Origin of the sequence: Pseudomonas sp. Irchel s3h14, from assembly GCF_900187425.1 — a bacterium.
GTDB lineage: Bacteria > Pseudomonadota > Gammaproteobacteria > Pseudomonadales > Pseudomonadaceae > Aquipseudomonas.
In genome coordinates, this window is sequence record NZ_FYDJ01000013.1 from 97,449 (window position 1) to 109,586 (window position 12,138).

Below are 12,138 nucleotides of genomic sequence, written 5' to 3' on the forward strand. Positions count from 1 at the left end.
TGACGCCTTCGCGAGCAAGTCGAATCGTCGCACCGCCGCTCCCACATTTGACCGTATTCCAATGTGGGAGCGGGCTTGCTCGCGAAAGCGATTAACCAGACAACCAACCCCTCAAGCCGAAAGCATCTGCCGCAACACCACGCAATCGGCGGCATGCCAATCCGCCAACTCAGGCCAGGGATTATCCGGCAGGTTCACCAACACCGTCCGCGCCCCTGCCGCCCGACCGCAATCCAGATCAAAGCGGTAGTCACCGACCATCACCATCTCACTGGCCGGGACATTCCAGGCCTGGGCCAACTTCAACAAACCACCGGGATGCGGTTTTGGTGGTGCTTCATCACGGCCCAGCACATCCTCCACCGCGAAGCAGTCGGCCAGGCCGATCGCCTCCAGCGTGACGTGCGCCAGTTCGCGAGCATTGCGCGTGAGAATGCCCAGGCGATAACCGCGCCCGGCCAGCTCACGCACCAGCTCTACCGCGCCCGGCGCCGCTTTCGAACCCAGCGCCAAGTCTCGTTCGTGTTCCAGCAACCACGCATGTTTGGCTGCGGCTTCATCAGCCGGCAGCGCGGCGAGGTGGGTCAGGATGTCGTCTTCGGCAGGAATCGCCAACGCCACGCGGATCGCCGCGAAGTCATGCACGGCCACCGTCAGGGTGCCGTCCATGTCGAACACCCAGTGCCGCACCTCGGCCAGGCTCATGCCCAATCCTTGCGGTGGCGAATCAGGCCTTCCTGAGTGACCGACGCCACCAGTTGCCCGGCACGATTGAACACGCTGCCACGGGAGAAACCACGGGAATTGCCGGCCCACGGGCTGTCCATCGCATACAGCAACCAATCGTCGGCACGCAGATCCTGATGGAACCACAGCGCGTGATCGAGGCTGGCGACCTGCATGTCTTTCTGCCAGACCGATTTGCCATGGGGCTGCATCGACGTGGTCAACAGACCGAAATCCGAGGCGTAGGCCAGCAGGTATTTATGCAGCGCCGGAGAATCGGCCAAGGCACCGTCGGCGCGAAACCAGACGTATTTGATCGGATCGGACGGTTGCGGGTTGTACGGATCTTTCTCGGTGATCGGTCGGAACTCGATCGGTTTCGGGCACAGAAATTTTTCGCGCATGTGCTCGGGGATCAGGTGCTGGCGCTGCTGAGTGAGTTCCAGCTCCGACGGCAGGTTTTCCGGGCCGACCACAACCGGCATCTCGGCCTGATGCTGGAAGCCTTCTTCGTCGTACTGGAACGACGCACTGCAGGTGAAAATCGGGTTGCCCTTCTGGATCGCCGTCACCCGGCGCGTGCTGAAACTGCCACCGTCGCGCACCCGGTCAACCTGATAAACCACAGGCAACGCAGAATCGCCCGGACGCAGGAAATAGCCGTGCATCGAATGCACGTGGCGCGCTTCTTCGACCGTCTGACTGGCCGCCGACAGGGACTGACCGATCACCTGACCACCGAACAGCTGACGAAAACCCAGGTCCTGGCTGCGGCCACGGAACAGGTTTTCTTCAATCGGTTCCAGGGTCAGCAGGTCAACCAGATCATCCAACACTTGGCTCATTCAGACTCTCCTCACACAACGCATGCCGCGCAGTCTTGGCTGCGACGGTCGATTCAATTTCTGGCCAGGGCCCATGGGAGCCATTGTAAACGTCCGTGCCGGCTTATCCATGCAAGGTTTGCAGCCATTGTTCACGGGTGATGCGGTACAGCGCATGGTGACGCAGGGGATGATCGGCCGCGAGCATCGGGTGGTCGAAATCATCGGCTGAATCATGGTGCATGCCGATAGCCTGCATGACTTTCTGCGACGGCGTGTTGGTTTCGGTGGTGAAGGACACGACCTCTTTCAGCGTCAACCGGTCAAACCCGCAGCGCAGAGCGGTCCACGCCGCTTCACTGGCATAGCCAAGCCCCCAGTGCTCTCGGGCCAGGCGCCAGCCGATTTCGGTGGCCGGGGTAAAACGCGCGTCGAAGCCGACCTCTGCGAGCCCGGTAAAACCGATAAATGCCCCGGAGTCCTTGCGTTCCAGCGCCCAGAGACCGAAGCCATGCTCGGCGAAATGGCCACGAATCCGTCCGATCAGCGAGGCACTTTCCAGACGACTTAAAGGCGCCGGGAAATATCGCATCACCTGTGGATCGGCGCACATCGCCGCAAACTCCGGCAAATCCTCATCGCGCCACTGTCGCAACAGCAGTCGCGCGCTCTCGAGTTCCAGTATCGGTTCCATCATGCCCCCCGTTCCCATGCCGCAAGTCTACATCGCTGGTAGGATCCTTCACTCATTCCTACCCACCGTCCTGTATAAATCAGCCATGCCCCTGCCCCTGATCTACCACGAAGACTACAGTCCCGAGTTCCCGGCGGATCACCGCTTCCCCATGGACAAGTTTCGCCTGCTGCGCGATCACCTGGTGGACAGCGGACTGACTCGCGACGCCGACCTCCTGCGCCCCGAGCTCTGCCCGCCAGAGATTCTCGCGCTCGCACATGACCCTGCGTATATCGAACGCTACATGGGCGGTGAGTTGTCCCGCGAAGACCAGCGGCGCCTCGGCCTGCCGTGGAGCGAAGCGCTGGCCCGGCGCACAGTACGTGCGGTCGGCGGCTCGCTGCTGGCGGCCGAGCAGGCGCTGGAACATGGTTTGGCCTGTCACTTGGCCGGAGGCACCCATCACGCGCATTACGACCATCCTGCCGGGTTCTGCATCTTCAACGACCTGGCCGTGATCAGCCATTTCCTGCTGGAAAGCGGTCGGGTGAATCGGGTGCTGATCTTCGACTGCGATGTGCATCAGGGCGACGGGACTGCACGGATTCTGCACAACACCCCGGAAGCGGTGACCGTTTCCCTGCACTGTGAGAAGAACTTTCCTGCACGCAAAGCCGAAAGTGACTGGGACATTCCACTGCCCAAGGGCATGGGCGATGCCGATTACCTGAAGGTGGTGGACGATGCGCTCAATTATTTGCTGCCGCTCTACCAACCTGACCTGGTGTTGTACGACGCCGGCGTCGATGTGCATAAAGATGACGCGCTCGGCTATCTGAAGCTGACAGACGAAGGCGTCGCCGCTCGCGATGAAAGCGTGATGCGTCATTGCCTGGGCCGGGATATTCCAGTGGTCGGGGTGATAGGCGGCGGCTACAGCAAGGACCGCAAGGCGTTGGCGCGCCGTCATGGGATCCTGCATCACAGTGCGCAACGGGTCTGGCAGTCATCAGGCTGTCATTGAGGTGTGGGTCTTTACCCACAATGCCTGTGGAACTGCCTGTGGATAACCTGAGTGAAAGGCCCTACAGGCCATGCTGCATATAGCCTGCAAAGTGGTGGTTGTTTTTTGATCAGCCATTTGAAACGACACAGTTCCAATGTGGGAGCGGGCTTGCTCGCGAAAGCGATTTAACATTCAACATTGATGTCGACTGATACACCGCTTTCGCGAGCAAGCCCGCTCCCACATGGATCTGTGCTGGTAGAATGCGCGGCTTATTCCGCCACGCCGCAGCTCTCGCCATGACCCAGCCCTCGCCCTCCTCCTCTTCTCACGTTGCCATCATCGGCGGCGGCCCCGCCGGTTTGATGGCGGCCGAAGTGCTGAGCCAGGCCGGGATCAAGGTCGACCTGTACGACGGCATGCCTTCGGTGGGGCGAAAATTCCTGCTGGCCGGCGTGGGTGGCATGAACATCACCCATTCCGAAGCCTACCCGGCATTTCTCTCACGCTACGCCGAACGCGCGCCGCAAATTGCGCCGTTGTTGCGGTCATTTGGCGCTGATGCGCTGTGCCAATGGATTCATGACCTGGGCATCGAAACCTTTGTCGGCAGCTCCGGGCGAGTCTTTCCTACAGACATGAAAGCCGCCCCCCTGTTACGCGCATGGCTCAAACGTCTGCGAGACAGCGGCGTCGTTATCCACACCCGTCACCGCTGGCTCGGCTGGGATGACAGCGGTGGATTGCGTATCGACAGCCCCGAGGGCGAAAAAACCGTCAAACCTGACGCAACCTTGCTGGCCCTCGGCGGCGGCAGCTGGTCGCGCCTCGGCTCGGACGGCGCCTGGATGCTGCCACTGGAACAACGCGGCGTAGGACTCGCACCGCTGCAACCGAGTAATTGCGGCTTTGAGGTGCAGGCCTGGAGCGAGTTGATGGTCAGCAAATTCGCCGGCGCACCGCTGAAAAACATCGCCATTGGCCTCAATGACGACGTGCCGCGGCTCGGAGAATGTGTGATCACGGCAACCGGGATTGAAGGCAGTTTGATCTACGCCTTGTCGGCGCCGATCCGCGAAGCTATCAATCAGCACGGCTCGGCAACCATTCACCTCGACCTGTTACCGGGCAAGCCTGTGGATAAAGTTCAGGCTGCGCTGAGCAAACCGCGCGGTTCACGCTCCATGGCTAAACACCTGCACAGTCAGCTCGGGATCGATGGCGTGAAAGCGGCGTTGCTGCGCGAACTCACTCCGGCCGAATGCTTCACCGATCCGGCGCAGCTGGCCAAAGCGATCAAAGCGCTGCCACTGACACTGGTGAAAACCCGCCCACTGGACGAGGCCATCAGCAGCGCCGGTGGCGTGATGTTCGAATCGATGGATGAACGTTTGATGCTCAAGCAACTGCCTGGCATGTTCTGCGCGGGGGAAATGCTGGATTGGGAAGCGCCGACCGGCGGCTATCTGCTGACCGCGTGTTTCGCCAGTGGGCGAGCGGCAGGGTTGGGGATGGTGGAGTGGTTGAAACAACGATGCTGATCGTTGACTGATCGTTCCCACGCTCTGCGTGGGAATGCAGCCCGGGACGCTCCGCGTCCCTTCAAAGCCGAACGCGGAGCGTCCGAAGAGGCATTCCCACGCGGAGCGTGGGAACGATCATTGGGTGATCAAGGCTTCTTCTTACGCGGTCCAGTATTAAACACCGGCACTTTTCGCACAGGCTTGATCGAAGGCTCCGGCGCCGAAGCATCCCCACTCTCAACCCACTTGCCCAGATTGCGTTTACCGCCACCGGAGGTCTTCGGCTTCTTAGGTTTTTTCGGCTTCTTGACCACCTGACCGCTGGCATCGGTATCCGGCACCCGGTGCTCAGGCTCGAAGTCATGCTCCATCTGGCGAGGCAATGTCTGACGGGTCAACGTCTCGATGGCCGACAGCAGATTCACTTCATCAGCGCAGACCAGCGAAATCGCCTGCCCGGTTGCACCCGCGCGACCGGTACGACCGATCCGGTGGATGTAGTCCTCCGCCACGATCGGCAGGTCGAAGTTGACCACCAATGGCAAATCTTCGATATCCAGACCACGGGCCGCAACGTCGGTGGCCACAAGAATCTGCACTTCACTGGCCTTGAAACGGTCCAGCGCACGCTGACGGGTTGCCTGAGGTTTGTCGCCGTGGATGCCATCGGCATTGACGCCCAGACCCTGGAGTTTTTCCACCAGCGCGTCCACGCCATTACGGGTCTTGGCGAACACCAGCACCTGCTTCCACTTGCCCTTGCGCAGCAAATGGATGAACAGCTCCGGCTTGCGCTTCTTGTCCACCGTCACCACCCATTGCTTGACGGTGTTGGCAGCCACGTTGCGCGGGCTGACTTCGATGCTCAGTGGATCGTTGAGCATTTGTCCAGCCAGCAAGCGGATCGCGTCGGAGAACGTCGCGGAGAACAACAGCGTCTGACGTTGCTTCGGCAGCACGCGGTAGATATTCCCCAGTTCCTCGGAGAAACCCAGATCAAGCATGCGATCGGCTTCGTCCAGAATCAGGGTTTGCAGCTGATTGAACTTGAGGGCCTTCTGGCGATACAGGTCGAGCAAACGACCCGGCGTCGCCACCAGCACGTCAACACCCTTGCGCAGCTTCATCATTTGCGGGTTGATGCTGACGCCGCCGTACACCGCGTAAGTGCTCAACGGCAGGTTCTCGGCGTACTGACGCACGGCTTCGTGAACCTGTTCGGCCAATTCGCGGGTCGGCACCAGGATCAGTGCGCGAACCGAGTTAGACGCCACTTTCGGCCCTTCCATGGCCAGCAATTGCAGGAGCGGCAGCGCGAAGCCGGCGGTCTTGCCCGTCCCGGTCTGGGCGGCGGCCATCAGGTCGCGACCGGCCAGCACCGCCGGAATGGCTTGCGCCTGAACCGGCGTCGGGGTCTGGTAGCCGAGCGTCTCGAGAGAGCGCAGCAAGGGTTCGATCAGGCCAAGGGAGGCGAAAGTCATGGGATTACCGTAGGAAAAATCAGCGCGGGTGTGCAATGGCGCGCAGTTTACCCTAATTCACACGGGATTCTGTCGGCACCGCTACGGCAGGTTGAACGGGAGTTCGACGCCACTGCGGCAACCCGATCAACACCACGGCGCTGATGATCACCAGCATGGCCAGCGCTTCTTCGATTCCGATGGTCTCGCCGACAAACACGATCCCCAGCAACACCGCCACGGCCGGGTTGACGTAGGCATAACTGGTGGCCGCCGCCGGACGCACGTTTTTCAACAGATACATATAAGCGTTGAAGGCGATGATCGAACCAAAGAAGGTCAGATAGGCCAGGGCCGCCCAGCCTTCGATCGGCGGCATGGCGTCCAGATGCTCACCACTCAGCGCACTGCCGATCAGCAGCGCTACACCGCCGACCAGCATTTCCACGGCACTGGCCATCGCGCCCTGAGGCAGCGGCAAGTGTTTGCTCCACACCGAACCGAATGCCCAGGAGGCTGCGGCGAATATCAGCAACGCGGCACCCAACGGGCTCGATTGCAGGTTGGAACCGAGATTGAGCATGGCGATGCCGATCAACCCGAGCACAATCCCGGCCCATTCGAGACGGGTATTACGCGCGCCCCAGAAATATCCGCAGAGCAAGGTAAACAGCGGCACCGTCGCCACCGCCAACGCAGCCACACCCGAGGCGACACCCATGTGTTCGGCCACGCTCACCCCGCCGTTACCGCACGCCAGCAGCAAAATCCCGATGATCCCGGCGGCTTTCCACTGCGCCCAGGTCGGTGCCGGCGCCCCGCGCCAACGCAGGAACGCGTACATCAACGTCCCGGCGATCACGAAGCGGATACCGGCGAGCAGCAACGGCGGCCAATACTCCACGCCGATGCGGATCACCAGGTAAGTCGAACCCCAAATCACGTACAACGCGAAAAAGGCAGCGATCAACGGTAAGGGAAAACGACGTAAGCCAGGCATGGGGCAGCTCGTAGGCAAGACAAGTGAACAGCTATTCTAGAAAGGCCAGCGGCGTAAAATAAGTTACAAAACCTGTTTATAGCGCCGGTACACTTTTCAAAACACGGAGATCACCGCTATAAACCGTGTTTTCGAAAGTCAGTCATTTTCAGGAGTACCACGATGGATAAATACGACCGCATGCTCCTCAGCGCCCTGTTGGAAAACGGTCGTGCGTCCTACGCCGACCTGGCGCGCAAAGTGAACCTGTCCGCTCCGGCCGTAGCCGAGCGCGTGGCCAAACTGGAAGCCTGCGGGGTCATCACGGGTTACCAGGCGAAAGTCGACATGGCAAAGCTTGGCTTGCCGATCCAGTGCGTCATCGAACTGCGCTTGAACCAGCACGGTAATCAGAAGGCCTACGACGACCTGATCAAAATCCCACAACTGACCGAATGCCATCGGGTGACGGGGGATCCGTGCGTGATCATGCAAGCGGCGGTGGGTTCGATGCCGGAGCTGGAAGAGTTGATCAACCGTATCGCCAAGTTCGGGTTCAGCAAGACGTCGATTGTGCTGTCGAGCGCCATCGAAAAGCGCGTGCCGCTAGGGCAACTGGAAGGAAAGGCCTGACTAGATCGTTCCCACGCTCCGCGTGGGAATGCCTCAATGGACGCTCTGCGTCCGCTTTGGGACGCGGAGCGTCCCGGGCTGCATTCCCACGCAGAGCGTGGGAACGATCATCTTAAAAACCGCGATGGCGCTTGAGATGCTCATTGATCTTCGCCGCCGGCACTTTCTGCAAGCTCACCAGCAGATCATGGGACAACTCGCGCAACCCATGCTTCTGCCGCAACTCCTGAGCCAAATGCGCCGTCAGGTTGGCGGCCATTTCCGCATCGGCCATGGCCCGGTGAGCTTTACCGGTGTGAGGCAGGTTGGCGAACGTGGTAAGCGTGCCGAGTTTGTGGTTCGGCGCGGCGGGCATCAAACGGCGGGCGAGTAGCAGCGAGCAGGCAAAGTTCTGCAAGCGTGTGCGTTTGATGCGACCGAGCTCAAAGTCCCAGAACTTCTGGTCGAACGCGGCGTTGTGGGCCAGCAGCGGTGTGATGCCGACGAATTCGTTGACTTCGTTCATCACCTGCTCGGCCGATGGCGCGGTGCGCAACATGGCGTTGCTGATGCCGGTGAGTTGTTCGATGAAGGCCGGGACGCGCACGCCGGCATTCATCAGGCTTTGGTAACGCTCGACGATGCGCCCCTGTTCAAGGATCACCACGGCAATTTCCGTGGCCCGGCAGCTGCTGCTCGGGGAGATCCCGGTGGTTTCAAAGTCGATGACTGCTATGCGTTCCAAACCTGTTTCAACTCCGTAAAAATCAATTCTTGAGCAGCAACGCGCCTTCGATCGGCACGTAGCGGCTGGCGGCGCGGATCAGCGAGTTGGCCGTCAGGCCCGGCACGCCGTAGGCCACGGCTTGCACCCCGTGCTTGGTGATGATGCGCTCCAGCAACATGTCGAAATCACCGTCACCGGAGGCCAGCACCACTTCGTCGACATGATCGGCGGCGTCCATGATGTCGAGGGTGATGCCCACGTCCCAGTCACCCTTGGCCGAGCCATCGCTGCGCTGGATGTAGGGCTTGAGCTTCACGACGAAGCCGAGGTTGCGCAGGATCTGCTGGAATTGCTGCTGTTTGCTGTCGCCGCGATCGATGGCGTAGGCATAGGCCTCGACGATATCGCCCTGTTTGCTGATATCAGCCCACAGCGCGGCATAGTTGAAGTGGCAACCATAAGCCTGACGCACGGTGTAATAGAGGTTCTGGACATCGGCGAACACTGCGATTTTTTTCACCGGTCATCCTCGTTGGCGCGCCGGAGCGCGGGCAGGATCAGGCACCAGGCCCGAAAAGTTGCCCAGTATGCCAGCCTGAAGGATTGTTCCGCGAATAATCGGCCCGGAGCGCCGCAGCGCTCCGGACGAATGGCGTATCAGACGAAGGAATCGTCGTCGCCACCGAAGAACGATGAGCTGTCATCGCTGTAGTCGGCGTCGGTAGAACCGCCCTGATCATAGGAGTTGTCAGCCACGCGCTGATCTTCGCCCGAGCCGTTGTCACCGCTCTGATCGTTGACCTGAGCCGGTTCTTCCTTGATGACTTCAGCTACTTCCGGCTGCTGATTTTGATGGAACAGGCTGCTGATGCCTTGCGCCAGCATCACACCACCGGCCACACCGGCGGCGGTTTTCAGCGCACCACCGAGGAAACTGCTGCCAGCCGGCTGTTGCGGGGCGTAATTCTGCTGAGGCGGCGCCGCACCAAAGTTCTGTTGTGGCGGCTGCGAGTTGAACGACGGCCGCGCCGGTTCACGCCAGCCGCCACCGCTCGATGGGGGTGGGCTTTGGGTCGGCGCTGGCTGCGGATCACGGGAACCGCCACCGAAGATGCTCGACAAGAAGCCACCGCTGCTCGGTGCCGCAGCCGCCGGTTGAGCCTTGGCCGATTGCAGTTCGGCCTGCAATTGCTGGACTTGCTGGGCGAGTTGTTTGTTCTGTTCGTCGAGGCTTTTGATGGCGGCCTCTTGCACCAGAATCGCCTGGGTCATGAAATAGCCCGCCGCGGGCTGGCGAGTCAGGTGTTCCTTGATCCGCGCCTCGGCCTGGGCGTCGCGCGGGGCTGAGTCCGTTTCGGCCTGTTGCAGCCGGGAAAACAGTCCATCGATCAGGGTTTGTTCTTCGCTGTTCATGGCGACCTCGTAGATTGCCGGGAATATCGTCGCCCTAATCCACTGTGGATAAGGTGCTCATCCGTAATGGAGGCTGATACAGGATGTTTCAATGGTCTTTACCGAACGTTTACGTTTGCGCCCCAAAGCGCTTCATCGGTTAAAGTGGGCCACTGCTTCCAACCTGCGATACCGACTGATGAATTCGTTAGATGTGCTGCGTGACTCACTGTATTTCTTCAAGCGCAATCTGGGCCAGATCGTGCGGCTGTGCCTGCCGCTGGTGATCTTCGAGGCGCTGCTGCAACAAGTGGTCGACCACTCCACCGAGCCGGACAGCTTTCCCGGTATCAGCGTGATGGTCGGCTTGCTGGTTTATCCGCTGTACACCGCCGCGCTGATCCTGTTTCTCGATGCGCGCAGCCGGGGTGAATCCCCGCGCAACCGTGACCTGCTGTCGAGGGCCGCCTACCTGTGGCCGCGCTTCGCCCTGCTCACTGCGCTCAATACCTTGCTGATCCTGATCGGCCTGTCGCTGTATTTCCTGCCGGGCATCTGGCTGATGGTGACCCTGGCGTTTGGCGAGTACCTGCTGGTGCTGCGCGGCTTCGCCCCGCTGGCGGCGATGAAGGAAAGCCTGCGCCTGACCCGCGGCAACTTCCTGCGCATTCTGGTGTGCATTCTCTGTGTGATGGGCCCGTTGTGGGTGCTCAAGGGCGCAACCCTGGCGGTTTACCCGGAACCGCAGAACCCGGTGATTTCGCTGCTGATCGACAGCGCTCAGAGCTTCCTGCAATTGTTCGTCAGCGTTGTGCTGTTCCGCTTGTTCATGCTGATCGACGATGTGCCCGAGAAAATTGACGGCCCGCTCTGACCGACAACCCACCCCCTTGTAGCAGCTGGCGAAGCCTGCGTTCGGCTGCGAAGCAGTCGTAAAATCATTGCTCACGGTGCATCAGGAAAACCGTATGCACCGAATTTACGACTGCTGCGCAGCCGAACGCAGGCTTCGCCAGCTGCTACAAAGGGAACGTGTTTCGGCCAATTGATGCGCAGGCCGTTTCACTCTTGGGATTAAACCCGACGCTCGGTTATGCTCGGGGTCAACTTTTGTAACGCTATAAGCCGAGCCATGACCCGTCTACTGCGCTACACCCTGCTGGGCCTGTTGATCGTGACCGGCCTGATTGCCCTGATCTACAACCTGACCTGGCGCCCCGAAGCCAAGGAAGCCTTACCGGTCAGTTGCAACGCCCAGGCACCGACGCTGGTGCCCGGTCAGGCGCTGAAGGTGATGACCTGGAACGTCCAGTACCTGGCGGGAAAACGCTACGTGTTCTGGAATGACCTGGCGGCCGGCAATGACGAAAAACCCACGTCCGAAGACATGGCGTTCAGCCTCGATGAAGTGGCGCGGGTGATCCGCGACGAGCAACCGGATGTCGTGCTGTTGCAGGAGCTCGATGAAGGCGCCAAGACCAGCGCTTACCAAAACCAGTTCAAGCTGCTTCAGGAGCGGGTCGCGGACTTGTATCCGTGCAGCACTCACGCCTTCGACTGGAAAGCCGACTTCGTACCTGAGCCGCACATCTTTGGCAGCGTCGGCCGGCAGCTGGCCACCCTCAGCCGCTACCAGATCGAACATGCCGAACGCCTGCAATTACCGGTCGCACCAGCCAATTTCATCACCCGCCAGTTCAAACCGAAAAACGCCTTGCTGGTCACGTATCTGCCGTTGAGCGGCGGCGGTCAGATAGCGGTGCTCAACACCCATCTGGACCGCGTTATCCCGCCAGACGAAACGCTGCAATCTCAGGTGACGGCCACGGTCAAAGTCCTCGACAAGTTCGAAAGCCGCGGCACGCCGTGGTTGATCGGTGGGGACTTCAACCTGTTGCCGCTGGGGCAATTTCGACGCCTGCCCGACGAGCAACGCACGCCCTACTCCGCCGACAGCGCGCTGCATGTGCTGTGGGACAAATACCCGATGATCCCGACCAACAACGAAGCCAGCGGCATCGACCGGGCGCGGTGGCTGACCCATTACCCGAATGATCCGGGCTTGAACGGCCCGGACCGGACTGTCGACTACCTGTTCTACAGTCCGCGGATCAAACGGGTCGAAGCGACGGTGAGGCAGGACGACACCTTGCGGATCTCCGATCACTTGCCGGTGATCGCCCGTTTCCTCTTGCCTGCAGCGCCTTAGGGCT

The 12,138-nt window shown here is 60.5% G+C and carries 13 protein-coding genes; 5 read left to right on the forward strand and 8 right to left on the reverse strand.

All coding sequences use genetic code 11. The annotated features are described in order from the left end of the window. Window positions 1–111: 111 nt before the first annotated feature. The 3 genes from CKW16_RS22300 to CKW16_RS22310 form a co-directional block, all read right to left on the reverse strand. Window positions 112–705 carry an HAD family hydrolase gene (locus CKW16_RS22300; RefSeq protein WP_095130696.1) on the reverse strand — a complete coding sequence of 198 codons (594 nt, stop codon included), beginning with the start codon at window positions 703–705 and terminating at the stop codon, window positions 112–114. Then, window positions 702–1,571, reverse strand: a complete 870-nt coding sequence (tesB, locus tag CKW16_RS22305; protein WP_095130698.1) for an acyl-CoA thioesterase II — start codon at window positions 1,569–1,571, stop codon at window positions 702–704. The genes CKW16_RS22300 and tesB overlap by 4 nt, the downstream gene beginning before the upstream one ends. A gap of 103 nt (window positions 1,572–1,674) precedes the next feature. Then, the gene (locus tag CKW16_RS22310; protein WP_095130807.1) at window positions 1,675–2,244 is read right to left on the reverse strand and encodes a GNAT family N-acetyltransferase; all 570 of its coding nucleotides are present in this window, start codon (window positions 2,242–2,244) and stop codon (window positions 1,675–1,677) included. An 85-nt stretch (window positions 2,245–2,329) separates the two neighbouring features. Here CKW16_RS22310 and CKW16_RS22315 point away from each other — a divergent pair, with 85 nt between their 5' ends. Further along, complete coding sequence (locus CKW16_RS22315; RefSeq protein ID WP_056744622.1) at window positions 2,330–3,250, forward strand: histone deacetylase; 921 nt, start codon at window positions 2,330–2,332, stop codon at window positions 3,248–3,250. A gap of 281 nt (window positions 3,251–3,531) precedes the next feature. Further along, window positions 3,532–4,773, forward strand: a complete 1,242-nt coding sequence (locus CKW16_RS22320; protein ID WP_176471589.1) for a TIGR03862 family flavoprotein — start codon at window positions 3,532–3,534, stop codon at window positions 4,771–4,773. Window positions 4,774–4,901: 128 nt separating this feature from the next. Here the strand turns inward: CKW16_RS22320 and CKW16_RS22325 are convergent, their stop codons facing one another. Together CKW16_RS22325 and yedA are read right to left on the reverse strand one after the other, a co-directional pair. Next, on the reverse strand, window positions 4,902–6,236 hold the full coding sequence (locus tag CKW16_RS22325; RefSeq protein ID WP_074871125.1) for a DEAD/DEAH box helicase: 1,335 nt from the start codon (window positions 6,234–6,236) through the stop codon (window positions 4,902–4,904). Window positions 6,237–6,288: 52 nt separating this feature from the next. Continuing rightward, on the reverse strand, window positions 6,289–7,215 hold the full coding sequence (gene yedA, locus CKW16_RS22330; protein ID WP_095130702.1) for a drug/metabolite exporter YedA: 927 nt from the start codon (window positions 7,213–7,215) through the stop codon (window positions 6,289–6,291). Window positions 7,216–7,377: 162 nt separating this feature from the next. On the opposite strand from yedA, the gene CKW16_RS22335 reads away from it, so the two are divergent. Then, entirely contained in the window at window positions 7,378–7,827 is a 450-nt protein-coding gene (locus tag CKW16_RS22335) for an Lrp/AsnC family transcriptional regulator (protein ID WP_095130704.1), read from the forward strand. Window positions 7,828–7,939: 112 nt separating this feature from the next. Here CKW16_RS22335 and CKW16_RS22340 read toward each other — a convergent pair whose 3' ends face one another. The 3 genes from CKW16_RS22340 to CKW16_RS22350 all read right to left on the reverse strand — a co-directional run bounded on the left by CKW16_RS22340 (window position 7,940) and on the right by CKW16_RS22350 (window position 9,946). Continuing rightward, complete coding sequence (locus CKW16_RS22340; protein WP_046048736.1) at window positions 7,940–8,551, reverse strand: PolC-type DNA polymerase III; 612 nt, start codon at window positions 8,549–8,551, stop codon at window positions 7,940–7,942. A gap of 22 nt (window positions 8,552–8,573) precedes the next feature. Continuing rightward, window positions 8,574–9,053: an NYN domain-containing protein gene (locus CKW16_RS22345; protein WP_046048735.1), complete on the reverse strand. Its 480-nt coding sequence runs from the start codon at window positions 9,051–9,053 to the stop codon at window positions 8,574–8,576. 137 nt (window positions 9,054–9,190) lie between these two features. Further along, on the reverse strand, window positions 9,191–9,946 hold the full coding sequence (locus tag CKW16_RS22350; protein WP_095130706.1) for a DUF2076 domain-containing protein: 756 nt from the start codon (window positions 9,944–9,946) through the stop codon (window positions 9,191–9,193). A 178-nt stretch (window positions 9,947–10,124) separates the two neighbouring features. On the opposite strand from CKW16_RS22350, the gene CKW16_RS22355 reads away from it, so the two are divergent. Both CKW16_RS22355 and CKW16_RS22360 read left to right on the forward strand, forming a co-directional pair. Beyond that, the gene (locus tag CKW16_RS22355; RefSeq protein WP_095130809.1) at window positions 10,125–10,799 is read left to right on the forward strand and encodes a YciC family protein; all 675 of its coding nucleotides are present in this window, start codon (window positions 10,125–10,127) and stop codon (window positions 10,797–10,799) included. Window positions 10,800–11,057: 258 nt separating this feature from the next. Continuing rightward, window positions 11,058–12,134, forward strand: coding sequence for an endonuclease/exonuclease/phosphatase family protein (locus CKW16_RS22360; RefSeq protein WP_095130708.1), 1,077 nt, complete (start codon window positions 11,058–11,060; stop codon window positions 12,132–12,134). The last annotated feature ends 4 nt before the right edge of the window (window positions 12,135–12,138 follow it).